Consider the following 23,714-nt stretch of genomic DNA (forward strand, 5'->3'; position numbering starts at 1 on the left):
GCGGTGATCCGAGCTATCGGGCCGGTGGCGGGCCGAGCCCGGCGGCGGGCACATTCGGACCGTGGACAGGCGGGAGGGGGCAGCCATGGGGGAGAGGCCGACAGCCGGCGTCACCATCGAGGACCTGCGGGCGGAGCTCGACGCGATCGACGAACGTTTCCTGGACGAACTGCGGGCCCGGATCGAGAAGTGTGTGGAGATCGGCCACTTCAAGCGGGAGCACGACGTGCCGATGATGCAGCCGCACCGCATCGGCATCGTCCAGGAACGCGCCGCCCGCTACGGCGAACGGCACGGCATCGACCGGGAGTTCCTGCGGAAGCTGTACGACCTCGTGATCGAGGAGACCTGCCGCGTCGAGGACCGGGTGATCGGAGGTTCCTCGTGAGGACCTTGCTCATCGACAACTACGACTCCTTCACCTACAACCTCTACCAGTTGCTCGGCGAGGTGAACGGACGGCCGCCGGTGGTCGTCCGCAACGGCGCCGACTGGTCCGCGCTGCGCCTGGAGGAGTTCGACGCCGTCGTCATCTCGCCCGGCCCCGGACGCCCGGACCGCGAGCGGGACTTCGGCATCAGCGCCCGCGCCATCCTGGACAGCGGCCTGCCCGTCCTCGGTGTCTGCCTCGGCCACCAGGGCATCACCCATCTGTTCGGCGGCACGGTCGACCTCGCGCCCGAGCCGATGCACGGCCGGATCTCCGCCGTCCACCACACCGGCACCGACCTCTTCGCCGGACTCCCCAGCCCCTTCGACGTGGTCCGCTACCACTCGCTCGCCGCCACCGACCTGCCCGACGAACTCGAGGCCGTCGCCTGGACCGGGGACGGCGTGATCATGGGCGTACGGCATGTGTCCCGGCCGGTGTGGGGCGTGCAGTTCCACCCGGAGTCCATCAGCAGCGAGTACGGCCGTGACCTGCTGCGCAACTTCCGCCGCCTCGCGCTCGCCCACCGGGCCACCGGCGCGAGCGGGTCCCGGTACACCGTGCACACCCGGCGGATCGGCCTCCAGCCCGACACCGAGGCCGCCTACCGCGCCCTCTTCGCCGGGGACGCCCACAGCTTCTGGCTGGACAGCGGCGCCGTCATCGACGGCCTGTCCCGCTTCTCCTTCCTCGGCGACGGACGCGGCCCGCTCGCCGAGTACGTCAGCTACCGGGTCTCCGACGGCGGCGTGACCGTGCGCAGCCCCGGCCGGGCCGACGACGACGGCGAGATCGTCGAGCAGGGCTTCTTCGAGTACCTCGACGAACAGATCCGCACCCGCGCCGTGCCCGTACCGGCCGGACTGCCCTTCGAGTTCAACCTCGGCTATGTCGGCTACCTCGGCTACGAGCTCAAGGCCGAGACCGGCGGCCAGGCCGTGCACAAGTCCGCCACCCCCGACGCGGCCATGCTCTTCACCGACCGCATGCTCGCCGTCGACCACACCGAGGGCGTCAGCTATCTGCTCGCCCTCTCCGCCGACGGCGACGACCGCGACGCGCTGCGCTGGCTGGATGAGACCGAGGCGCGGCTGCGCGCCCTGCCCGCCCCCGGCACCGCACCGGACACCCCGGCCCGCTTCACCGGCATGACCGACCCGGACGCCAGTGCCCTCCTGCGGCTCCGGCACGGCAAGGACGCCTACCTCGACCGGGTCCGGCAGAGCCTGGAGGAGATCCGGCAGGGCGAGACGTACGAGGTCTGCCTGACCAACTCCGTCGTCATGGACGTCCGCATCGACCCGCTCACCACCTACGCGCGGCTGCGCCGGCTGAGCCCGGTGCCGTACGGGGCGCTGCTCGACTTCCAGGGCGTCGCCGTGCTCAGCGCCTCGCCCGAGCGGTTCGTCACGGTCGGCACGGACCGGGTCACCGAGTCCAAGCCCATCAAGGGCACCCGGCCGCGTGGCGCCACGCCGGCCGAGGACGAGGAGCTGCGGCAGGACCTGCTCAGCCAGGAGAAGGACCGCGCCGAGAACCTGATGATCGTCGACCTGATCCGCAACGACCTCAACTCGGTCTCCGAGGTCGGCTCGGTGCACGTACCACGCCTGTTCCACGTGGAGACCTACGCGCCGGTCCACCAGCTCGTCTCCACCATCCGGGGCACGCTGAGGCCCGAGGAGACGGCCGTCTCCTGCGTCCGGGCGGCCTTCCCCGGCGGCTCGATGACGGGGGCGCCGAAGCTGCGCACCATGGAGATCATCGACCGGCTGGAGGAGGGGCCGCGCGGTGTCTACTCCGGGTCGCTCGGCTGGTTCGCGCTCAGCGGGGCCGCCGACCTCAACATCGTGATCCGCACGCTCGTCGCCACGCCCGACCGGGTCGCGTTCGGGGTGGGCGGGGCGATCGTGGCGCTGTCGGACCCCGAGGAGGAGTTCGAGGAGACGGTCGTGAAGTCGCGGGCGATGGTCACGGCCGTGCTGGAGACGGCGCTCGAGACCGGCACCTCCGCGGGGAGCCTGTCGTGACCCGGCGGGCCGTCGTCGTCGGCGGCGCCGGGGCCGTGGGGCGGCTGTTCACCGAGCGGCTGCTCGGGGCGGGCGCCGAGGTGACCGTCGTCGACCCCGCCGACGCCCCGGTGTCCGGCGCGGCGCGGCGGACGCGCGGCGACATCACCGACCCCGGCCCGGCGCTCGCCGCCGAACTCGGCCGGGCCGACCTCGTCGTCCTCGCCGTGCCCGAGCCGGTGGCGCTCGCCGCGCTGCCCGGCCTGGCAGGGACGCTGGCGCCTGGCGCGGTGCTCGCCGACACGCTGTCCGTGAAGCAGGCCGTCACCCGCGCCGTACGCGAACACGCCCCCGGCGTCCAGGCGGTGGGCCTCAACCCGATGTTCGCGCCCGCGCTCGGCTTCGCCGGCCGCCCGGTCGCCGCCGTGGTCGTCCACGACGGCCCCGGCGTCGCCGCGCTGCTGGCGCTGGTCGAGGAGTGGGGCGCCACCGTCGTACGCGTCGACGCCGCCGAGCACGACCGGCTCGCCGCCGCCTCCCAGGCGCTCACCCACGCCGCCGTCCTCGGCTTCGGACTGGCGCTGGCCGGTACGGGGGTGTCCGCCGCCGACCTGCGGCCCGTGGCGCCCCCGCCCGCGACCACGCTGCTCGCGCTGCTGGCCCGGATCGCCTCCGGCACCCCGGAGGTGTACTGGGACGTCCAGCACGCCAACGCCGAGGCCGGGGCGGCCCGCAAGGCGCTGGCCGAGGCGGTGCACCGGGTCGCCGACACCGTGGAGCACGGCACCGAGGCCGACTTCGCCGCCCTGCTCGGCGAACTCCGTACCTATCTGGGCGACGACCTCGCCCACCACCGCGACACCTGCGCCCGGCTCTTCGCACAGCCCTGAAAGATCACCGCGGCCGCCCGGCACCGACGGCGAGGACCTCGCCGCACCCTGCCCGAACCCTGTCCGAGAGGTTGTCCATGACCACGTTCGCCCCCACCGTCCTCACCCCCGAGCAGCGGACCGCGCTCGCCGCCGACCCCACCATCGGCGGCGGCAACCTGCTGCGGGCCGCGCTGGCCGCCAGCCCCCACCCCGACCTGCCGTTCCTGCGCTCCAGCCGCCCGATACCCCTGCCCTCGGGGGAGGAGCGCGAGGAGTTCAGCCTCGCCGAGTTCGACGCGCTGGCCCAGAGCTGGTCCGCCTGGTACCTCGCGCAGGGCGTGGGCCTGCGCGACCGGGTGGCCGTCTGGTTCGAGGACTCCCTCGCCTACTCCCTGCACTTCTACGCCCTCGCCCAGATCGGCGCGGTCGCCCTGCTGATCAACTCCAACGCCCCGCAGGCCATCGCCACCTCGCTGATCGAGCAGACCGCGCCCGTCGGCCTCTACGCCGACCGGGCCCGCCTGGACCGGCTCGGCTCCGCCGTGGACGGCCTCGGGCTGCGCTTCACCGTGTCCGTCGAGGAACTGCCCGCCCCGCCGGCCGCGCCGCTCCCGGAGTCCGCCTACTGGCACCACCACGACGACGACCCGGTGACGATCCTGCACTCCTCCGGCACCACCGGCCGCCCCAAGCCGACCATCCACACCCACAAGTCCATCGTCTCGGGGCCCAAGTTCCGCCTGGTCGACCACACCGAGCACCCCGGCGCCCTGATGATGACCGCGCTGCCCCAGTCCCACCTGGGCTGCATCGCGTACACCGTGTACGCGGTCCTCGGCGGGACCCCGATCGTCGCGCTCAGCGACCGCAGCGGGCCCGGACTCGCCGCCGCGGTCGGCAAGTACAAGCCGACCTCGGTGATGTCCTTCGCGCACGCCTACGCCGAACTCGCCAACACCGAGCCGGAGCCCGGCGCGCTGGACTCTGTGCAGGCGTGGGTGTCCATCGGGGACGCCGTGCACCAGGCGCACATCACCAAGGTGCTGTCCATGCGCAGCCCCGGCCTGGAGCCCGCCGCCTTCCTGGACCGGCTCGGCACCACCGAACTGGGCTGGGGCGTGCTGCTGAAGGCCCGCACCCTGGACAGCGAGCGCAACGACCGCTGTGCGGGCAAGCCGGTCGGTGTCGCCGAGGTCGCCATCCTGCGCAAGGACGGCAGCCACGCCGACGACGGCGAGGTCGGCTTCCTCGGCGCCAAGGGGCCTGCCATCACGCCCGGTTACTGGGGCGACTCCGACCTCACCTACCGCTTCAAGCTGTCCGGCTACTGGCTGCCCGGCGACATGGCCTACCGCGACAGCAACGGCGACTTCTTCCTCGTCGACCGCGCCGCCGACGCCATCGAGACCGAACAGGGCACCGGCTACTCGGTGTTCATGGAGGAGGTCATCCTCAACGACGTCCCCGACACCGGCGACGTCGCCGTGGTCGCCGGGCGCCGCGACGGGCGGACCGTGCCGGTCGCCGTCGTCACCGTCGGCCAGTCGGTCGCCGACCCCGACCCGGAGAAGCTGCTCCGCCAGGCCAACGAGGCGCTGCGGGCCGCTGGTCACCCGGTGCTCGGCCTGCTGGAGATCGTCCCGGAAGAGACCGGTCTGCCCGTGGGTGTCACCGGTAAGGTCCTCAAGCGGCAACTGCGCGAGCAGTACGCCGAGCTGACCGCCTACGTCCGTGACCGCGACGGCGCGCTCGTCGCCGTCCACGAGGAGCCCACCGCATGACCGCAGACACGCCCGCCACCGCGCCGGCCTCCGGCGCCGGTACGGACACCGCCAAGGTCGACTTCTACTTCGACCCGGCCTGCCCCTTCGCCTGGATCACCTCGCGCTGGATTCTCGAGGTCCAGCAGCACCGTCAACTCGACCTCAAATTCCGGGTGATGAGCCTTTACGTGCTCAACGAGGGGCGCGAACTGCCGGACTGGTACCGCGAACTGGTCGACAACTCCCTCGGCCTGATCCGGATCGTCACCGCCGCCGCGCACCACCACGGCGACGAGGTGCTGCCGGGCCTGTACGAGGAGCTGGGCACCCGCATCCACAACGGCGGCGACAAGGACTACCTCGCGGTCGCCGCCGAGGCCCTGGCCGCCCGCGGTCTGCCCGCCTCGCTGCTGGCCGCCGCCGACACCGACACCTACGACGAGGAATTGCGCAAGAGCCACCACGAGGGCATGGACCCGGTCGGCGAGGACGTGGGCACGCCCACCATCCACATCGACGGCGTCGCCTTCTTCGGCCCGGTGCTCAACTCCATCCCGCGCGGCGAGGAAGCCGCCCGGATCTTCGACGGAGCCCGCGCGCTGGCCAACTACCCGGACTTCTTCGAGCTGAAGAGGACCCGGACGGGCAGTCTCCGCTTCGACTGAGACACCCACCCACGGCGACCGGGCCGCCTCCCGCCGACAGGCGGCAGGGGGGCGGCCCGGCCGCCCGGCATCGACATCGGCAACGACATTCGGGGGGAACGGGAGATGGACGAGCCGCAGCGAAGAGAACAGCGCCCGCCCGCCTTCGTACTGGCGGGATCGTTCCTGGTGGTGTGCCGGTCACCGGCCTACCTGGACGAACTCGCCCGGCGCGGCCTGAAGATCCTCCTCATCACCCCCGCCGGCGCCCGCGACGAGGCACTGGCCGGCGCGGCCGACCCCGCCCATCCGGCCGCAGGCATCCACGACTTCGCCTTCGTCGACGGCGACCCCGGCCGCGACAACTCCTTCCTCCCCGGCGCCGTGGCCGCCGCCCTGCGCTGGCGGGAGGAGTACGACATCGTCGGCGCCTGCGCCGTGGGCGAGACCCAGGTCGAACCCGTCGGGCTGCTCGCCGACGCCCTCGGTGTGCCGGGCCCCGGCCTGCGCGCGAGCCGGGCCTGCCGCAGCAAGTACCTCCAGCGCTGGTACCTGCCCGAGTACAGCCCGGCCGTCGTCGTCGTACCGCCCGGCGAGCGCGACCGGGTCGACGTGGCCTCGCTCGCCTACCCGGTGGTGTTCAAGCCGGCCGGGCGGCACTCCAGTTCCGGGGTGGAGAGCGTCGACGGGCCCGCCCGGCTGCGTGAGCTGCTCGCCGGGCACCCGGCGCACGAGACGGTGCTCGTCGAGGAGAAGGTCGCCGGGCAGGAGTTCTCCGTCGAGTCCCTCGTTCAGGGCGGCCGGATCGTCTTCGCCTCCGTCACCCGCAAGGACACCACCGACAGCCACGCGCCCACCTTCGTCGAGCTGTCCCACACCGTGCCCGGCGACCGCCCCGACCAGGCCGAGGCGCTGCTCGGCGCCAACGCGAGCGCCCTGGACACCCTCGGCTTCCGCGACGGCGTCGCCCACGCCGAGTGGCGGATCGGCTCCGAGGGGCGGCCCGTACTGATGGAGGTGGCCGCGCGGCCGCCGGGCGACGGCCTGTGCGTGCTGTACGAACTGGCCACCGGGGCCTCGCTGGAGCGGCAGATCATCCGGATCGCCCTCGGTGAACCCGTCACCTACCCGGCGCCGACCCGCTTCGCCCGCCAGGTCTACCTGGAGCACACGCCGGGCATCCTGCGGGACGTGGCCGTGGACGGCTTCGGGGTCGCGCCCGCCTGGGTCGGGGAACGCGGACTGTGGCCGCACCTGGAACCCGGCCCGCCGGACGCACCGCCCGCCCTGCGCGCCGTCCTCGTCCACCAGGACCGGGGTGCCCGCCTGGGCGAGCTGCACAGCTCCGAGGACCGTGCGGTGTCCTTCCTGATCGACGCCCCGACCGTCGCGGAACTGGACGCGCTGGAGGCCGAGGTGCGCGCGGCCATCACCGTCGACACCGGCCCCGAGGCGCTGCCGGAGGCGTCCGTCACCCATGTCCTCGTCGGCTACAGCCCCGTCATGCTCGGCAAGCTAGACGGGCTCCTCCCGGTCGGCTCCGTGCTGGTGCTGGAGGAACCCGACGTCATCGAGGCGCGCGGGCTCGCCGGCCTCTCCGACCGGCACGCCTGCGTGGCCGCCCTGCTGCCCGCGCCCACCCAGGACGAGGCACACCCCGAGCGCCTGGTGCGGGCCGTACCCCGGCCGCCCCAGGTCCGCGCGGTCGTCCCCGTGGTCGAGTACGGGGTGGTCACCGCCGCCGCGCTCGCCGAGGAGTGGGGGCTGCCCGGCGCGGGCGTCAAGGCCGCTCATCTGCTGCGCGACAAGGGCCTGTTGCGGGCCGCGCTGACCAGTACCGGCACCCTCCAGCCCGACTGGGCGCCCGCCACCGGCCCCGAGACGGTCGCCGCCTTCCGCGCCGCCCACGGCGGAGAGGCCGTCCTCAAGCCCGCCGGACGGCAGGCCAGCCTCGGCGTGCAGCTCCTCGGCCCCGGCGACGACGTGACGGCGGCCTGGGCCCACACCACCACCGCCGACGAGCCGGCTCTGCGCGCCCGCCACTCCGAACCCGCCCGCTACCTGGTCGAACAGCGCCTGCACGGGCCGGAGTTGAGCGTGGAGGCGGTCGTCCACGAGGGCGTCGTCGGCTTCCTCAACATCACCGCCAAGACCGTGCGGGACTCCCGGCACCCGGTGGAGACCGGCCACACCGTGCCCGCCCCGCTGCCCGAGGACACCGAGGCCGGGCTGCGCCGCTCCCTGGTACGGCTCGCCCAGAGCATCGGCTTCCGCACCGGCATCCTGCACTCGGAGTGGCTCCTCGCCGAACCGGACGGACGCCCGCATCTGATCGAGTGCGCCGGGCGGATGCCGGGCGGCGGGATCACCGTCCTCATCGACGAGGCGTACGGCACCGACATCCTGAGCTGCCTGCTCCGGGTGCTGGAGGGACGCGGGCCGGTGGGACCCCGGCCCGCCCTCAAGGGCGCCGCCGTACGCTTCCTCACCCCGCCGCCCGGCCGGGTCGCGCGGGTGTCGGGCGCCGACCAGGCACGGGAGGCGGAGGGGGTGCGCGAGGTGCACCTCGGCGTCGAGCCGGGGGCCGTGGTGCGGCCCGTCACCAGCTCGTGGGAACGCGCCGGGTTCGTCATCGCCACGGCCGAGGAGGGGCCGGACGCGGCGGGCCGGCTCGCGGAGCGGGCGGCCGCGCTGATCGACATCGCGACCGAGCCCGAGTCCGCGCCGAAGTCCGTGCCCGAGTCCGTGCCCGAGTCCGTGCCGGGGGAGGAGGGATGAGCCGCTCCTTCTGGCGCGCCTACGTCCCCGCCACCCCCAACGGCCGTGCCTTCGCGGTCATTTCGCTGGTCAACGCGATCGGCACCGGCCTGTACCTGGCGGCGTCGGCGGTGTTCTTCGTCCGCTCGGTCGGGCTGACCCCGGCCGAGGTCGGCACCGGCCTCGCCGTCTCCGGCGTCGTCGGCTTCCTGACCACCGTGCCGATCGGCGCGGCGGGGGACCGGTTCGGCGCCCGGCGCACCCTGATCGCCCTCCAGGTGTGGCGGGCGGGCGGCTTCGCGCTGTTGTGCCTGGTGCACGGGCTGGTCGGCTTCACGCTCGTCTCCTGCGCGCTGGCCGCCGCCGAGGCGGCCACCCAGCCGATGACCCAGGCGGTGGCGTCCGCGACGGTCGCCGGTGCCGACCGCACCCGCACCATGGCCATCATCCGCACCGTGCGCAACGCCGGCTTCTCCCTCGGCGCGCTGCTCGCCGCGCCGCTGCTGACCGCCGACAGCGTGTGGCCGTACCGGGCCATCGTGCTGGGCACCGCCGCCGCCTTCGTCCTCTCGGCGCTCATGCTGACCCGGCTCCGGCTCGACGGCGCCGACACCGTCCAGCGCAAGGTGGGCCCGCTGGACGCGGTCCGGCGCTTCAAGGACTGGCGGTACGGGCTGCTGACCGTCCTCAACGGCTTCCTCAACCTGCACGTGACGATCCTGTCGGTGGGCCTGCCGCTGTGGGCGCTCACAGCCACCGAGATGCCCGCCGGGGCGCTGCCCTTCCTGGTGCTGGTCAACACCCTGCTGTCGATCGTGCTCCAGGTGCCGGTCGCCCGGATCGCGGAACGCCCGGACGGTGCGGTGCGCTCGCTGCGGCTCGGCGGGGCGGCCCTGACCCTGTGCTGTGCCGCCCTCGCGCTGTCCGGCGGCCCCGACTCGGCCTGGGCGGCCGCGGCCGTGCTCGGGCTGGCCTGTGTGCTGCTGACCTTCGGGGAGATGTGGCAGGCCACCGGCGGCTGGGAACTGAGCTACGCGTGCGCCCCCGAGGACCAGAAGGGGGTCTACCTCTCGGTGTTCAGCCTCGGCGGCACCGGCCAGCGCATCGTGGGCCCCGCGCTGATCACCTCCGTCGTGATCGCCGGGGGTCCGCTCGGCTGGATCGGCCTCGGGGCGGCCTTCGCCCTCGCCGCGCTGCTCGTCACCCCCGTCACCCGACTGCTGCGCATCCCGCCGCCCGCCGATGTGGCGGCCCCCGTCGAGAGGACCGCGTCATGACCGCACCGAGGGAACTGCTGCTGGCCGGCGTCGGCACCATGGGCCGCCCGTACCTGGAGGCCGCCGCCCGGCTGGGCGTCCGGGCCCGCGCGCTGGAGTCCGCCGCGACCTGGGAGAACCGCCCGACCGCGCTCGCGGAGCGCTTCTACCGGGTGCCCGGCGGTCACGAGGAGTCCTGGGCCGGCGCGGTCGCGGCCGCCGTGGCCGAGCGGGTGCCGGACGGCCTGATCGGCTTCGCCGAGCCGCAGGTCGTCGCCGCGGCCCTCGCCCAGCAGCGGCACGGTCTGCGCGGGCCCTCGCTGCACGCGGCCGTCGTCTCCCGCAACAAGGCCCTGCAACGCGCCCTGTTCGGCGCGCACGGCGTCCCGCAGCCCGACCATCTGCACGTGTCCCGGCTCGGCGACGCCCGTGACTGGATGCTCCAGCACCTCCCCGTGGTGGTGAAACCGCTGACCCTGTCCGGCAGCCAGGGCGTGGAGCTGATCCGCACCCCGGAGGAGGTCGAGGAGGTCGCCGCCCGCCGTGACGGCGAGGGGCAGCTCCTTGTCGAAACGGCCGTGGAGGGGCCCGAGTTCAGTTGGGAGGCCCTGGTCCGCGAGGGCGAGGTCCTCTTCGGGAACGTCACCGCCAAGGAGACCACCCCTCCGCCGTACTTCGTCGAACTCGTCCACCGCTGCGGCCATGACCTCGGTCCCGAACAGATGGCACAGGTACGGGAGTTGACCTCGGGCGTGCTCCGCGCCCTCGGCATGGACACCGGCCTGGTGCACCTGGAGTTCCGGATGAGCGCGGCCGGCCCGGTGCTGATGGAGGTCGCGGTCCGCACCCCCGGCGACTATCTGCCCGACGCGATCGGCCTGACCTTCGGCTTCGACCTGTACGAGGCCATGGTGCTGCTGGCGGTCGGCCTGCCCCTGCCCGCCCTGCCTGAGCGGCCGGTGTCCTTCGCGGCCACCGTCTTCCTCACGGCCGCGCCCGGCACCGTCACCGGGATCGAGGGACTGGACGAGGTGCGGGCGCATCCGGCGGTGGTCCGGGTACGGCCGCGCAAGGGAGTGGGGGACACCGTGCGGCCGCTCACCTCGTCCGGCCGGCGGCTCGGGCACGTGCTCGTCGACGCCGGGTCGCCCACCGAGCGGGAGGACGCCGTGAAGTTCGTCCGCGAGACCCTGCGCTTCACCGTGACCCCTCAACAGCCCTAGCGGAACAGCCGTTTCCGGTGGCGCGCCCCACCGCGTACCGGAAAGACTCCTCCCGGCACGGGCCCGTACGGAAGGAAGCGCATGCGCGTCAGCCGGATCATCCCCCCACCGGGGCCGCCCAGGACCCTGGCCCTGGCGCAGCTCACCAACTCCGTGGGCGACGGCGCCTATTACGTGTGTTCGGTGCTGTACTTCAGCCGGGTCATCGGGCTGTCCCCGACCCAGATCGGCGCCGCGCTCACCATCGGCTGGGCGCTCGGCGCCGTCGTCGGCGTGCCGCTCGGCCACCTTGCCGACCGGCGCGGGCCGCGCGGGATCGCCATCCTGATGTCGCTGGCCACCGGCGCCGCCATCGGCTCCCTGCTCTTCGTGCGGACCTATCCGGCGTTCCTGGCCGCCGTGTGCCTGTACACCTGCTGCCAGTGCGGGCTCGCGGCCGCCCGGCAGGCCCTGCTGGCCGGCCTGGTGGAACCCGCCCGGCGCACCGAGACGCGGGCCTACCTCCAGTCGACCGTCAACGCCGGGCTGGCGCTCGGCGCCGCCCTCGGCGGCATCGCCCTCCAGCTCGACAGCGAGGCGGCCTACCTCACGGCGCTGGCCATGGACGCGGTCACCTTCGTCCTGGCCGCGTGGGTCCTGGGCCGGCTGCCCGCGCCCGCGAAACAGCTCCCCGCGGACGGCCGGCCCGCCGGACGCGCGCTCACCGTGCTCCGGGACCGTCCGTACGCGCTGGTCTCGCTGCTGAACATGGTCATGCTGCTGTACATGCCGCTGCTCAGCGTGGTGCTGCCGCTGTGGATCGTGCAGCGGACCGGGGCGCCGGGCTGGACGGTGTCGGCGCTGCTGGTGCTCAACACCCTCAGCGTGGTGCTGTTCCAGGTGCGGATGGCCGCGCGGGTGAAGGGGCTGCGGTCGGCCGCGCGGGCCGTGCGGCAGGCGGGGATCGTGCTGCTGCTGGCCTGTGTGTGCTTCGCGGTGTCGGCGGCCGGCACCTCGGCCTGGCTGCCGGTCCTGGTGCTGCTGCTCGCCGCGTGTGTGCAGGTCTTCGGCGAGATGCTGCTCGGCTCCGGCTCCTGGGAGATCGGCTTCGCCCTCGCCCCCGCCGGCAAACAGGGCCAGTACCAGGGCTTCTACGGCGCCGGGACCGCTGTCGCGCGGCTCGTCGGCCCGCTGCTGCTGACCACGCTCATCCTGTCCTGGGGCACCGGCGGCTGGCTGGTCGTGGGCGCGCTGTTCCTGGGGGCGGGCCTCGCCATGGAGCCCGCCGTGCGCTGGGCGGAGGCGCGCCGCCCGGCCGAGATGCGGGAGCCGGCGCCGGTACGGGACTGAGCCTGAGGTGAGACTGGGCCTCAGGTGAGCGCCGCCGCGATCCGCAGTACGGCGTCGTTCGCCTCCGGGGTGCCGACCGTGAGGCGTACGCCCTCGCCGGGGAAGGCCCGTACGGCGACCCCGGCGCGGGCACACGCCTCGGCGAACGCGGTCGTGCCCTCGCCCAGCGGCAGCCAGACGAAGTTGGCCTCCGACGGGGTCACCGGTACCGCCAGCGCGCCGGTCAGCCGGTCGCGTTCCTTGACCACCGCCTCCACCCGCTCCAGCAGCTCGTCCTCCGCCGCCAGGGAGGCCAGGGCGGCGGTCTGCGCGAGGGCGTTCACCCCGAACGGCACGACGGTGTGCCTGATCCGGGCGGCCACCTCCGCGTGCGCCACCGCGTAGCCGACCCGCAGCGCGGCCAGGCCGTACGCCTTGGAGAAGGTCCGCAGCACGACCAGGTTCGGCCGGTCCCGGTACAGCTCGATGCCGTCCGGGACCTCCGGGTCGCGCACGAACTCCCGGTACGCCTCGTCCAGCAGCACCAGGACGTTCCCCGGCACCCGGTCCAGGAAGGCTTCCAGCTCCGTACGGGTGACGGCGGTGCCGGTCGGGTTGTTGGGGTTGCAGACGATCGCCAGGGCGGTGCGCGGGGTGATCGCGTCGGCCATGGCCGCCAGGTCGTGCCGCTCCTCGCGCAGCGGCACCCGTACCGAGGTGCCCCGGCAGATCTCCGTGAGATGCGGGTACGCCTCGAACGACGGCCAGGCGTACACCACTTCGTCGCCGTCGCGGACCACGGCGTGCAGCAGGTGGTGGGTGACGCCCACCGATCCGGCGCCGGTCACGATGTGCGAGCGCGGCACCCCGTGGCGGGCGGCGAGCGCTTCGCCCAGCTCGGTCACCGTGCGGTCGGGGTAGCGGTTGAGGCCGCCGGCCGCCGCCGCGAGCGCGGTCCGCACCGAGGGCAGCGGCGGGTAGGGGTTCTCGTTCGCGGCCAGCGCGTGACGGGTCATGGACGCGTTTCTCCTGGAGTCGCTCGAAGGCGCGGGGAATTACCGGAATCCGGCCCGGCCGGGGAATGATCGCTCAATGCCATGAGATATCCGAGCTGGAGCCGGTGCTGCGCGCCATAATCCTCTTTCAGGCGCGCCACATGGCTTTGCAGTGACCGCAGGCTCAATCCCAGACGCCGGGCTATCTCTTTGTCCGAGCGGCCCTCGATCAGCAGTTTCCGGATCGATTCCCGCATGTCCGGGATCACTTCTCCGGCGGCCTCCGCGGCGCGCACCGGGACGAAGGGAAACGGTTCGGCGCGGTCCCACTGCCGGGTGAACACGTCCGTGAGGAAACCGACCACGGCCGGCTCCCGGACCAGCACCGCGGTCTGCCGGTCCCGGCTGCCCGGGAGGAACGCCGCCGACCGGTCGATGATGATGAGCCGCTCGAAGAACTCCGGCAGTGTGCGCACCTGGACACCGAACTCGGTCACCACCTTGACGTATTGCTTGGTCGGCTCGTCGAACCGCGTGCTGTGCTGGTAGAGCGTCCGCATGGCCACCCCGGCGGCGAGCTGCCGGCGTACCGAGGCGAGCGCCTCGCGCAGCACCGAGGGCGGGCGCGAGCCGTCCGGCTGGGCGGTGAGGATCTCCTCGCGGGCCCCCGCCAACTCATTCTGAATGGCCCGGTTGATGTCCGGAAGGCCGTTCAGGTACCGGAAAGCGGAGTTCGCGCCGCCGGTTTCCCCGGTGTCCGGACGGACCCCGGAGGCGTCCGGCCGCTGCGGCGCCCAGTCGGCCTGCTCGGCGACGGCGCGCGAGAGGCCGCTCAGGGCCTCGGCGACGTTGCGCATGGTGGTGCGGTAGTCCGGGACGTCCTCGGCGAGGCCGGCCGAGCAGGCGGCTATCGCCTCCTGGAGCGCTCCGGGCCCCTGCTCCTCCAGAGGCGTCCCGGTCATTTCCGTGCCCGATTTACGCTGAGCTGTTTCCATTTCAATCCTTCGTTTCACGGCACTGCGCCGACCCGAAGCATGTTAGGTCTTTTGTGTTCGTTCGCCGACGGGCGACGGTTGTTCCGTCGGAGGATCGAACCCCACGGGTGTTCGCACATTCCCCGAACCCTGATTTTCGATGCCTTTGCCGAAGAGGGGGAGACATGAACGGCGTAATCACCGGCTTTTTGCCGCACGGGTGCGACGACGTCGGCTGGAACCGGTTCGGCCCGGAACGCACCACCGCCTGAGCGGCGGACGTCACCACCGCGCCCGGCGGCGCGCCCGACGGGAGGAAACCGAGCGTGAGGGCCGTTGAGACCGTCCTGCGCAGACACGCCGAGGACGGCGACCGGCCGCTGGTGGAGGTGACGGCCGAGGACGGCACCGCCGTCGTCCACTCCTACCGCGAGATCACCCGCGCCGCCCGCGCCCTGGGGGACCGCCTCGCCCCCGGCCCCCGCGACAGGGTGGGCATCCTGTGCGGCGACACCGCCGAGGCCGTCGTCGCCGAACTCGCCCTGCTGGCCCTGCGGGTGACCGGCTGCCCCGTGCCGTCCGGCGCCTCCGCGCGCACCGCGGCCACCCTGCTCGCGGACGTGTCCGCCGTCCTTGCCGACGCCCGCGGCCTGGCCCTGCTGGCCGGCTGGGCGGACCGGCGCGTCCTGCCCGAGGGCTGCCCGGTCGTCCCCATCGACCTCGCCGCGCTCACCGACTCCGCGCCCGGCGCCTACCGCGTCCCCGACGACGACCGGGACTGGATCTGCAAGATCCTCCCCGCCTCGGCGGGCGCGGCCGGCCGGGTCGGCATCCGCGCCCACGCCGTCGGCACCCATCTCGACGCGCTGCGCGCCGAGTTGCCCGCCGGAGCCTTCGCCCGCTGCGCGGTCACCGTCCCGCTGGGCGCCCTCGCCCACCAGGTGGCCGCCACCCCGATGGCCCTCGCCGACGGCGGCTGCCTGCTGCTGCCCCCGCCCGGCATCCCCGCCACCGCCCTGCCGGAGTGGACGGCCACCGTGCGGCCCACCGCGCTCGCCGTCACCCCGCCCGCCGCGACGGCCCTGATCGGCGCCGCCCGCACCGCGCGCCGCGAGGGCAGACCCGTACCGGCCGCCCTCTTCGGCACCCCCGGCGTGCCGCTGCTGTGGTGCGGCACCGAGGTGCCCCACCCGCTGCTCCGCGAGTGCGAGGGCCTCGGGCTGCCGGTGTACGCCGGGTACGGGCTGGCCGGGAACACCGGCGCGGTGAGCTGGAACACCCCCGCCGCGCGCAGATCCGGCACGGTCGGGCGGCCCCTGTCCCACGTCCGCGCCGAGATCGGCCCCGACGGCGAACTGCTGGTCGGCGGCGCCGGGTTGGCCGTCTCCCTCGGCCCGGACGACCCGGCCGACGGCTGGCTGCACACCGGGGTACGGGCCGCCATCGACGCCGACGGGTTCGTCCACCTCGTCCGCCCGGACCGCGCCCGCCGCGCCGGGGAACCGCTGACCCCCGAGATCGGCCGCCTGCTGTACTCCCTGGTCCGCTCCCTGCGGGCGGACTGCGTGGTGGCGTTCGACGGCACCGCCGACGGCTCCCTCGACCAACTCGCCGCCGGAGCACGGGCGAACGGCGCCGGGCACGTCGTCGGCCACGTGCCCGACGCCCACCGCGCCGCCGACACCCGCGCCCGGCTCACCGCCGCCGGGCTCGCCCCCTGGGCGGAGGTCCGCCATGCCGGCCTGCACGACCTCGGCCGCGCCCCCGCCCCGGTCGACCTCGCCCTGCTCGACTGCCGACCCGACCTGGCCCTGCCCGCGCTCACCGCGCTGGAGGGGCGGATGCGCCCCGGCACCATCGTGCTCGCCCTGGGCTCCGCCCCCACCGGCCCCTACCTCGACCGGGTGCGCGACGGCGCTGACTACCTCTCCATGCCCCTGCCGGTCGGCGCCGGAGCGGAGGTCTCCATCCGGCTCACCCCGGCCGCCGCCGTCCACCGCCCCGTTCCCCGTCCGGTCCCCGGACCGGCCACGCCCACTCCACAGCCCAGCGGAGAGTGACCCCTTGATCAGCACACCCTCGGAGATCTGCGTCGTCGGGGCGGGGCCCCGCGGCGTGTCCGTCCTGGAGCGGCTGCTCGCCCAGGAACGCAAGTCGCCCTCGCGTGAACGGCTCACCGTGCACCTCGTCGACCCCTCGCCCCCGGGGCCGGGCCGGGTCTGGCGCACCGCCCAGTCCCCGCACCTGCTGATGAACACGGTGGCCTCCCAGGTCACCCTGTTCACCGACCACAGCGTCGACATCGTCGGCCCGGTCGAGGACGGCCCCAGCCTCTACGAGTGGGCGCGCCGCCTGGCCGGCACCGGTACCGCGGACGCGTCGATCGCCGCCGAGGCCCGCGCCCTCGGCCCCGACTCCTACCCGACCCGCGCCTTCTACGGCCACTACCTGCGCTGGGTCTTCCGGCGCCTGATCGCCACCGCACCGGCCCACATCACCGTCCGGGTGCACGCCTCGCGCGCCGTCGCCCTGGACGACGCCGGGCCGGTGCCGGGGGGCCCGCAGTGCGTGCTGCTGGCCGACGGGACCAGGCTGACCGGGCTCGACGCCGTCGTCCTCGCCCTAGGCCACCTGCCGAACCAGCCGACCGACGAGATACGCCGGCTCGCCGACTTCGCCGCCACGCACGGACTGACCTATCTGCGACCCGCCAACCCCGCCGACCACGACCTCTCCGCCGTCGGCGCCGGACAGCCGGTGCTGCTGCGCGGGGTCGGCCTCAACTTCTTCGACTACCTCGCGCTGTTCACGCTCGGCCGGGGCGGCTCCTTCGCGCGGGTGGGGGACCGGCTCGTGTACCGGGCCTCCGGCGAGGAACCCCGCATGTTCGCGGGCTCCCGGCGCGGGGTGCCGTACCACGCGCGCGGCGAGAACCAGAAGGGTGCGCACGGCCGCCACGAACCCCGGCTGCTGGACCAGGACGGGGTCGCCGCCCTGCGCGAACGTGCCCGGCGCGGCGAGCGGCTGAGCTTCCGGGCCGACCTGTGGCCGCTGATCGCCCGCGAGGTACAGGGCGTCTACTACGCGGCCCTGCTCACCGCGCGCGGCCAGGACGCCACCGCCTTCGCGGACGCCTACCCGCACGTCCCGGAGAGCGAGGAGCACGCGTTCCTCGACGCGGCCGGCCTCGGCGCGGCCGACCGCTGGGACTGGGCGCGCGTCGCCCGGCCGTACGGGGAGCGGGAGTTCACCTCCATGGCCGAGTACCGCGCGTGGCTGCTCGGGCATCTGCGCCAGGACGTGGCCGACGCCCGCGCCGGGAACGTCACCGGCCCGCTGAAGGCCGCCCTCGACGTGCTGCGCGACCTGCGCAACGAGATCCGTCTCGTGGTGGACCACGACGGCATCGACGGCGCCTCCTACCGCGACCAACTGCACGCCTGGTACACCCCGCTCAACGCCTTCCTCTCCATCGGCCCGCCCGCCTCCCGCATCGAGGAACTCACCGCGCTCATCGAGGCCGGGATCGTGGAGATCCTGCCCCCCGGACTGCTCGTGGACACCGCCGACGACGGCCCCGCGTTCATCGCCCGCACCCTCGGCGGAACGGATGTCGCGCCGCCCTTCGCCGCGCTCATCGAGGCCCGGCTGCCCGAGCCGGACCTGCTGCGCACCGCCGACCCGTTGCTCCGCCACCTGCTGAACACCGGCCAGTGCCGCCCGCACCGGATACCCACCGCGCACGGCGGGGTGTACGAGACCGGGGGGCTCGACGTATCGACGCGCCCCTACCGGCTCATCGACGCCGCCGGCCGCGCCCACCCCCGGCGCTTCGCCTACGGCGTCCCCACCGAGGCCGTGCACTGGGTCACCGCGGCGGGCATCCGGCCCGGCGTGGGCTCCGTGACGCTGGAGGACTCCGACGCCATCGCGCACGCCGTACTGTCCCTGCCCGCGCCCGTCTCCGCCGGGCCTGCGGAGGTGACGGCATGAGCGCCTCACTCGACGTCGGCCTGTTGTCCCCGGTGCGGGCCGGGGTGCCCGTGGAGGAGGCGACCGGGGACCTGGCGTGGCTCCAGGCCATGCTGGACGCCGAGGCCGCGCTGGCGCGCGCCCAGGCCCGGCTCGGCGCCGTACCCGCCTCGGCCGCCGCCGTCATCACCGAGGCCGCCGACGCCCGCCGGCTGGACGCCCGCGCGCTCGCCCTCGCGGCCCGCGAGACCGCCAACCCGGTGGTCGGGCTGGTCCGGGCCTTCACCGCCGTGGTCGCCGCCGCCGACCCGGCCGCCGCCGAGTACGTCCACCGGGGCTCCACCAGCCAGGACATCCTGGACACCGGCACCATGCTGGTGGCCGCCCGCGCGCTGCGGCTCACCGTCGCCGACCTGCGCGCCGCCGCCGAGGAGTTGGCCCGCCTCGCCGGGGAGCACCGGGACACCGTGATGGCCGGGCGCACGCTCGCCCTGCACGCCGTGCCCACCACGTTCGGGCTCAAGGCGGCGGGCTGGCGGTCCCTGGTGCTGGACTCCGCCGAACGGCTCGGCCGGGTCCTCGACCACGGCCTGCCGGTGGCCCTCGGCGGCGCGGCGGGCACCCTCGCCGGATACCTGGAGTACGCCCGCCTCGACGGAGCCACCGGTGCCGACGACCCCGGCGGCTACCTGGACGCCCTCACCGCCGCGTACGCCGACGAGACCGGCCTCGCCCGGCCCGTCCTGCCCTGGCACGCGCTGCGCACCCCGGTCGCCGACCTCGGCACAGCGCTCGCCCACACGGCGGCCGCGCTCGGCAAGATCGCGGTCGATGGGCAGGTACTGGCCCGCACGGAGGTCGGCGAGCTGGCCGAGCCCGCCCCGGGGGGCCGGGGCGCCTCCTCCGCGATGCCCCACAAGCGCAACCCGGTCCTCGCCACGCTGATCCGCTCGGCGGCCCTCCAAGTGCCGGTGCTGTCGGCCGGGTTGACCCAGTGCCTCACCACCGAGGACGAGCGGTCCGCGGGCGCCTGGCACGCCGAGTGGACCCTGCTCCGCGAGGCCCTCCGCCTGACCGGCGGCGCCGCCCACACCGCCCTCGACCTCGCCCGGGGCCTCACGGTCCACCCCGACCGCATGCGCGCCAACGTCGCCCTGACCGGCGGCCAGATCGTCTCCGAACGCCTCGCCGCCGTCCTGGCGCCGCGCCTGGGCAAGGCGGAGGCGCGGCGACTGCTGACCGAGGCGTCCGGGCGGGCGGCGGGGGAGGGGGTGCCGCTGGGCGAAGTCCTGGCGGTCCTGCCGGAGTTGGCGGGTGTGCTGGACGGCGCGGAGTTGTCCGAACTGCTCGACCCGGCTCGCTACACGGGGGCGGCGGGGGCGCTGGTGGACCGGGCGCTGAAGCGCTGAGGCGGCGCGGGAACGGCGTCTGGCCGCCTGTGGTGCTGCCCGACGTGCGCCGGCCGGCTCCCGAGCCGGCCGGGCTGTCGCCGACGGGACCACGGGACGTACGCACCCCGCGTTGCCTACGCTGGCGGCGGCCTGTTCGTGGTGACCGTTTTGGAGGCGACCTGTGTCCAGCCGTACCCGGACCGAGGAGTTTCGTGCGCTGCATCGGCGGCCGGAACCCGGTGACCCGCTGGTGATCCCCAATGTCTGGGACGCGGTGAGTGCCCGGGTGTTCGCCGATGCCGGGCACCGGGTGCTGGCCACCTCCAGTGCCGCGGTGGCCGCCGTCCTCGGGTACTCCGACGGGGGAGCCGTCCCCACGGACGAGGCGTTCGAGGCGCTGGCCCGGATCATCCGCGCGGTGGACGTCCCGGTGACCGTCGACATCGAGGACGGCTACGGACTCGCCCCGGCCGGGATCGTGGAGCGGCTGCTCGGTGCGGGCGCCGTCGGCTGCAACCTGGAGGACACCGACCACGCCTCCGGCAAGCTCAAGGAGGCAGCGGAACACGCCGTCTGGCTCGGCGAGTTCGTGGCGGCCGCCGACGGAGGGCTGGTGCTCAACGCCCGCGTGGACACGTTCCTGCACGGCGCGAGCGACGCCGAGGAGGCGATCGCCCGGGGCCGTCTGTACGCCGAGGCGGGGGCGGACGTGGTCTATCCGATCCTGGCCCCGGCCGAGCTGCTGCCCGAGCTGGCCAAGGGCGTCCCGGCCCCGCTGAACGCCCTGTACCTGCCGAACGGGCCGGCCCCGGCCGAGCTGGGCCGGCTGGGTGCCGCCCGCGTGACCTTCGGCGGCGGCCTGCACCAGCGTGCCGAGGCCGCCCTCACGGAGCTCGCCCGCACCCTGCCCGCCTGACCCCCGGCACAGCGACGCGCCCCGCCCGAGTCCTGGGCGGGGCGCGTCTTTTGGATCTACAGCCCGGCCACCGCGCGCAGCGCCTCCGCCCGGTCCGTGCGCTCCCAGGTGAAGTCCGGCAGCTCGCGGCCGAAGTGGCCGTAGGCGGCGGTCTGCGCGTAGATCGGGCGCAGCAGGTCGAGGTCGCGGATGATGGCCGCCGGGCGCAGGTCGAAGACCTCGTCGACGGCCTTGCCGATCACGTCCACGCCGACCCGGTGGGTGCCGAAGGTCTCGATGAACAGGCCCACCGGCTCGGCCCGCCCGATCGCGTACGCGACCTGCACCTCGCAGCGCGCGGCGAGACCTGCGGCCACGACGTTCTTGGCCACCCAGCGCATGGCGTACGCGGCACTGCGGTCCACCTTGGACGGGTCCTTGCCCGAGAAGGCGCCCCCGCCGTGCCGGGCCATGCCCCCGTAGGTGTCGATGATGATCTTCCGGCCGGTCAGCCCCGCGTCGCCCATCGGCCCCCCGATGTGGAAGCGCCCGGTGGGATTCACCAGCAACCGGCATCCCTCGGTGTCGAGTTCGATGCCCTCCGCGGCCAGCCGCGCCAGCTCCACGTCGACCACGTTCCGGCGCACCTCGGGCACCAGCAGGTCCTCCAGCGAGACGTCCGCCGCGTGCTGCGCGGAGACGACCACCGTGTCCAGCCGGACCGCCCGGTCCCCGTCGTACTCCACGGTGACCTGGGTCTTCCCGTCGGGCCTGAGGTACGGCATGTTCCCGGAGCGGCGCACCTCGGTCAGCCGCTGGGCGAGGCGGTGCGCGAGCCGGATCGGCAGCGGCATCAGCTCCGGGGTCTCGTCCGTCGCGTACCCGAACATCAGGCCCTGGTCCCCGGCGCCCTGGGCGGCCAGGAGATCCTCGCCGTCCGCGTCGACACCGCGCGCGATGTCCGGGGACTGGGCGCCGATGGAGACGGAGACCCCGCAGGAGGCGCCGTCGAAGCCCTTCGCGGAGGCGTCGTAGCCGATGTCGAGCACGGCCTCGCGGACCAGGGCGGGCACGTCCGCCCAGGCCCGCGTCGTGACCTCGCCGGCCACGTGCACCTGGCCGGTGGTGATCAGGGTCTCCACGGCGACGCGCGAGCGCGGGTCACGCGCCAGCAGCGCGTCGAGGACCGTGTCGCTGATCCGGTCGGCCATCTTGTCGGGATGGCCCTCGGTGACGGACTCCGAAGTGAACAGACGGCGGGGCATGACACTCCTCGGGTTGCAGCGGCTGCTGACGGTGCGGGGTGGCCGGGCCGGTTCGCCCCGGCCGGTGTCACCAGGCGTACGCCTCGGGGGCGGGCCGGTGACCGGGGAAGATCTCGTCGAGCCGGGCCAGTGCCTTCGGCTCCAGCTCGACGTCGAGCGCGGCGAGCGCGCTGTGCAACTGGGCCAGGGTGCGCGGGCCGACGACGGGCGCGGTGACGGCGGGGTTGGCGAGCAGCCAGGCCAGCGCGACATGCCCCGGCTCATGGCCCAGCTCGGCGGCCAGGTCCTCGTACTCCTGGATCTGCGGGCGCCGGGTCGCGAGCGCGGCGGCGGCCCGCGCCACCGTGCGCCGTACGCCCCGGCGTTCGTCCCGCAGCACCCCGGCGAGCAGGCCGCTGTGGAGGGGAGACCAGGGGAGCAGGCCGATGCCGTAGCGCCGGGCGGCCGGGATCACCTCCAGCTCGACGGTGCGCTCCAGCAGGTTGTAGTGGGACTGCTCGCTCACCAGGCCGGGCAGGTGCCGGGCGCGCGCGCTCTCCTGGGCCTCGGCCAGGTGCCAGCCCGCGAAGTTGCTGGACCCGACGTAGACGATCTTGCCCTGGGTCACCAGGACGTCCATCGCCTGCCAGATCTCGTCCCAGGGGGTGGACCGGTCGACGTGGTGCATCTGGTAGAGGTCGATGTGGTCGGTGCGCAGCCGCCGCAGGCTGGCCTCGACCGCCCGGCGGATGTGCAGCGCGGACAGCCCGCCCTCGTTGGGCCAGTCGCCCATGTCCGAGTACACCTTGGTGGCCAGCACCGTACGCTCGCGGCGGCCCCCGCCCAGAGCCAGCCAGTTGCCGATCACCGTCTCGGTCAGGCCGGGGTGCTCGGGCCAGCCGTACAGGTCGGCGGTGTCCACGAAGTTGACGCCCGCGTCCAGGGCGGCGTCCAGGATGCGGTGGGCCTCCGCCTCCTCGGTGTGCACCCCGAAGTTCATGGTGCCGAGGCAGAGCCGGGAGACGCGCAGACCGCTGCGGCCGAGCTGGGTGTACTCCATGACGTCCTTTCGGGGCGGGGCGGGGCGGGGCCGGGGCCGGGTGCCGGATCGGCGGGGTCAGCGGAAGTCGTCGGCGTGGTCGGCGGCCCAGCGGGCGAAGGTCCGCGCGGGCCGGCCGGTGAGGTCCTCCACGGCCGTGGTGACCGGCAGGGCGCAGGAAGGGTCGGCCTCGGTCTGGGACCACTCGTTCAGCAGGTCGGCGACGATGCCCGGCCGCAGGAAGCGCTCCGCCTCGGACCGCCAGACCTCCGGGTCGATCCGTGCCACCCGCAGCGGCCGCCCGCTCGCCTCAGCGATCGCGGCGACCTGCTCGGCCTGCGAGACGGGCGCGGGCCCGGTGACCGTGTACCACCGCCCGTGGTGGCCGTCCGTCAGCAGGGCGGCCACGGCCGCCGCCGCGAGGTCGGCCTCGTGGACCACCGGGCAGACGGCGTCGGGATGGGGCAGTCGCACCACCCCGTCCGCCCGTGCGCCCGGCGCCCACCACAGCGCGTTGGTGGCGAAGGGCGCCGGCCGGAGCACCGTCCACCGCTCCGGCCCGTTCTCCGCGAGCGCCGCCTCGGCCGCCCGGTACCTCGGATAGACCCAGGAGGCCCGGTCCCGAGCGGTGTGCCCCGCGGCCCAGGCCCCGGTGAACAGCACCACCTTCTCCACGCCCGCGCGTTTCGCCGTCGCCGTGAATGCCGGAATGGCGTCGAGAACCGGGAAGAGAAATACGGACGACACCCCGTCGAGCGCCGGATAAAGGCTTTCCGGTTCACTCAGGTCACCGCGTACGACACTCGTTCCGGAAGGAACGTTCGCGTTTTCCGGATTGCGGGTCAGTACACGTACTTCTTCGCCCGCCGCCAGCAGTTCCCGCAATACGTGGCGGCCCGTCTTGCCGGTGGCCCCGGTCACCAGAATTGTCATGCGGAGAGC

18 protein-coding genes are annotated in these 23,714 nt (G+C 74.3%); 13 read left to right on the plus strand and 5 right to left on the minus strand.

Translation table 11 applies throughout. From position 1 onward, the window contains the following. Positions 1–85 precede the first annotated feature (85 nt). The 9 genes from ACZ3HQ_RS21410 (at position 86) to ACZ3HQ_RS21450 (ending at position 12,283) form a co-directional block, all read left to right on the plus strand. Positions 86–388: a chorismate mutase family protein gene (locus tag ACZ3HQ_RS21410; RefSeq protein ID WP_030803911.1), complete on the plus strand. Its 303-nt coding sequence runs from the start codon at positions 86–88 to the stop codon at positions 386–388. Continuing rightward, on the plus strand, positions 385–2,460 hold the full coding sequence (gene pabB / locus ACZ3HQ_RS21415) for an aminodeoxychorismate synthase component I (protein ID WP_467513115.1): 2,076 nt from the start codon (positions 385–387) through the stop codon (positions 2,458–2,460). Before ACZ3HQ_RS21410 ends, pabB begins: the two co-directional genes overlap by 4 nt. Next, complete coding sequence (locus ACZ3HQ_RS21420) at positions 2,457–3,329, plus strand: prephenate dehydrogenase/arogenate dehydrogenase family protein (protein ID WP_467513117.1); 873 nt, start codon at positions 2,457–2,459, stop codon at positions 3,327–3,329. Before pabB ends, ACZ3HQ_RS21420 begins: the two co-directional genes overlap by 4 nt. Before the next feature lie 77 nt (positions 3,330–3,406). Beyond that, on the plus strand, positions 3,407–5,092 hold the full coding sequence (locus ACZ3HQ_RS21425; RefSeq protein WP_467513119.1) for a class I adenylate-forming enzyme family protein: 1,686 nt from the start codon (positions 3,407–3,409) through the stop codon (positions 5,090–5,092). Then, positions 5,089–5,739, plus strand: coding sequence for a mycothiol-dependent nitroreductase Rv2466c family protein (locus ACZ3HQ_RS21430; RefSeq protein WP_467513121.1), 651 nt, complete (start codon positions 5,089–5,091; stop codon positions 5,737–5,739). The genes ACZ3HQ_RS21425 and ACZ3HQ_RS21430 overlap by 4 nt, the downstream gene beginning before the upstream one ends. A gap of 105 nt (positions 5,740–5,844) precedes the next feature. After that, positions 5,845–8,496, plus strand: coding sequence for an ATP-grasp domain-containing protein (locus tag ACZ3HQ_RS21435; RefSeq protein ID WP_467513123.1), 2,652 nt, complete (start codon positions 5,845–5,847; stop codon positions 8,494–8,496). Next, positions 8,493–9,752: an MFS transporter gene (locus ACZ3HQ_RS21440; protein ID WP_467513124.1), complete on the plus strand. Its 1,260-nt coding sequence runs from the start codon at positions 8,493–8,495 to the stop codon at positions 9,750–9,752. The genes ACZ3HQ_RS21435 and ACZ3HQ_RS21440 overlap by 4 nt, the downstream gene beginning before the upstream one ends. Beyond that, complete coding sequence (locus tag ACZ3HQ_RS21445) at positions 9,749–10,954, plus strand: ATP-grasp domain-containing protein (protein ID WP_467513125.1); 1,206 nt, start codon at positions 9,749–9,751, stop codon at positions 10,952–10,954. Before ACZ3HQ_RS21440 ends, ACZ3HQ_RS21445 begins: the two co-directional genes overlap by 4 nt. A gap of 81 nt (positions 10,955–11,035) precedes the next feature. Beyond that, positions 11,036–12,283, plus strand: coding sequence for an MFS transporter (locus ACZ3HQ_RS21450; RefSeq protein ID WP_467513126.1), 1,248 nt, complete (start codon positions 11,036–11,038; stop codon positions 12,281–12,283). A 20-nt stretch (positions 12,284–12,303) separates the two neighbouring features. Here ACZ3HQ_RS21450 and ACZ3HQ_RS21455 read toward each other — a convergent pair whose 3' ends face one another. Further along, a complete protein-coding gene (locus ACZ3HQ_RS21455; protein ID WP_467513128.1) occupies positions 12,304–13,278 on the minus strand; it encodes a histidinol-phosphate transaminase in 975 nt (324 codons plus the stop codon). Next, complete coding sequence (locus ACZ3HQ_RS21460; protein WP_467513130.1) at positions 13,275–14,252, minus strand: hypothetical protein; 978 nt, start codon at positions 14,250–14,252, stop codon at positions 13,275–13,277. The genes ACZ3HQ_RS21455 and ACZ3HQ_RS21460 overlap by 4 nt, the downstream gene beginning before the upstream one ends. Before the next feature lie 305 nt (positions 14,253–14,557). Here ACZ3HQ_RS21460 and ACZ3HQ_RS21465 point away from each other — a divergent pair, with 305 nt between their 5' ends. The 4 genes from ACZ3HQ_RS21465 to ACZ3HQ_RS21480 all read left to right on the plus strand — a co-directional run bounded on the left by ACZ3HQ_RS21465 (position 14,558) and on the right by ACZ3HQ_RS21480 (position 20,510). Further along, a complete protein-coding gene (locus ACZ3HQ_RS21465) occupies positions 14,558–16,291 on the plus strand; it encodes an AMP-binding protein (protein WP_467513132.1) in 1,734 nt (577 codons plus the stop codon). A 4-nt stretch (positions 16,292–16,295) separates the two neighbouring features. Then, positions 16,296–18,224, plus strand: coding sequence for an FAD/NAD(P)-binding protein (locus ACZ3HQ_RS21470; RefSeq protein ID WP_467513133.1), 1,929 nt, complete (start codon positions 16,296–16,298; stop codon positions 18,222–18,224). After that, on the plus strand, positions 18,221–19,612 hold the full coding sequence (locus tag ACZ3HQ_RS21475; RefSeq protein WP_467513135.1) for a nitrosuccinate lyase: 1,392 nt from the start codon (positions 18,221–18,223) through the stop codon (positions 19,610–19,612). The genes ACZ3HQ_RS21470 and ACZ3HQ_RS21475 overlap by 4 nt, the downstream gene beginning before the upstream one ends. A 163-nt stretch (positions 19,613–19,775) precedes the next feature. Further along, positions 19,776–20,510, plus strand: a complete 735-nt coding sequence (locus ACZ3HQ_RS21480; protein WP_467513136.1) for an isocitrate lyase/PEP mutase family protein — start codon at positions 19,776–19,778, stop codon at positions 20,508–20,510. A gap of 56 nt (positions 20,511–20,566) precedes the next feature. On the opposite strand, the gene metK is transcribed toward ACZ3HQ_RS21480, so the two are convergent. From metK to ACZ3HQ_RS21495, 3 genes are all read right to left on the minus strand, one after another. Beyond that, a complete protein-coding gene (gene metK / locus ACZ3HQ_RS21485; protein WP_467513138.1) occupies positions 20,567–21,754 on the minus strand; it encodes a methionine adenosyltransferase in 1,188 nt (395 codons plus the stop codon). A 67-nt stretch (positions 21,755–21,821) separates the two neighbouring features. Then, positions 21,822–22,793 carry an aldo/keto reductase gene (locus ACZ3HQ_RS21490; protein ID WP_467513139.1) on the minus strand — a complete coding sequence of 324 codons (972 nt, stop codon included), beginning with the start codon at positions 22,791–22,793 and terminating at the stop codon, positions 21,822–21,824. Between the two features lie 57 nt (positions 22,794–22,850). Beyond that, the gene (locus tag ACZ3HQ_RS21495; RefSeq protein ID WP_467513141.1) at positions 22,851–23,705 is read right to left on the minus strand and encodes an SDR family oxidoreductase; all 855 of its coding nucleotides are present in this window, start codon (positions 23,703–23,705) and stop codon (positions 22,851–22,853) included. Between the last annotated feature and the right edge of the window lie 9 nt (positions 23,706–23,714).

This window comes from Streptomyces sp. NPDC018263, assembly GCF_055562575.1.

Bases quoted from the DNA above. Each gene is read 5' to 3' on its own strand.
- ACZ3HQ_RS21425 (WP_467513119.1), top strand. From the start codon at position 3,407: ATGACCACGTTCGCCCCCACCGTCCTCACCCCCGAGCAGCGGACCGCG.
- ACZ3HQ_RS21430 (WP_467513121.1), top strand. From the start codon at position 5,089: ATGACCGCAGACACGCCCGCCACCGCGCCGGCCTCCGGCGCCGGTACG.
- ACZ3HQ_RS21475 (WP_467513135.1), top strand. From the start codon at position 18,221: ATGAGCGCCTCACTCGACGTCGGCCTGTTGTCCCCGGTGCGGGCCGGG.
- ACZ3HQ_RS21445 (WP_467513125.1), top strand. From the start codon at position 9,749: ATGACCGCACCGAGGGAACTGCTGCTGGCCGGCGTCGGCACCATGGGC.
- ACZ3HQ_RS21495 (WP_467513141.1), bottom strand. From the start codon at position 23,705: ATGACAATTCTGGTGACCGGGGCCACCGGCAAGACGGGCCGCCACGTA.
- ACZ3HQ_RS21440 (WP_467513124.1), top strand. From the start codon at position 8,493: ATGAGCCGCTCCTTCTGGCGCGCCTACGTCCCCGCCACCCCCAACGGC.
- ACZ3HQ_RS21455 (WP_467513128.1), bottom strand. From the start codon at position 13,278: ATGACCCGTCACGCGCTGGCCGCGAACGAGAACCCCTACCCGCCGCTG.
- ACZ3HQ_RS21435 (WP_467513123.1), top strand. From the start codon at position 5,845: ATGGACGAGCCGCAGCGAAGAGAACAGCGCCCGCCCGCCTTCGTACTG.
- ACZ3HQ_RS21490 (WP_467513139.1), bottom strand. From the start codon at position 22,793: ATGGAGTACACCCAGCTCGGCCGCAGCGGTCTGCGCGTCTCCCGGCTC.
- metK (WP_467513138.1), bottom strand. From the start codon at position 21,754: ATGCCCCGCCGTCTGTTCACTTCGGAGTCCGTCACCGAGGGCCATCCC.
- ACZ3HQ_RS21450 (WP_467513126.1), top strand. From the start codon at position 11,036: ATGCGCGTCAGCCGGATCATCCCCCCACCGGGGCCGCCCAGGACCCTG.
- ACZ3HQ_RS21410 (WP_030803911.1), top strand. From the start codon at position 86: ATGGGGGAGAGGCCGACAGCCGGCGTCACCATCGAGGACCTGCGGGCG.
- ACZ3HQ_RS21460 (WP_467513130.1), bottom strand. From the start codon at position 14,252: ATGGAAACAGCTCAGCGTAAATCGGGCACGGAAATGACCGGGACGCCT.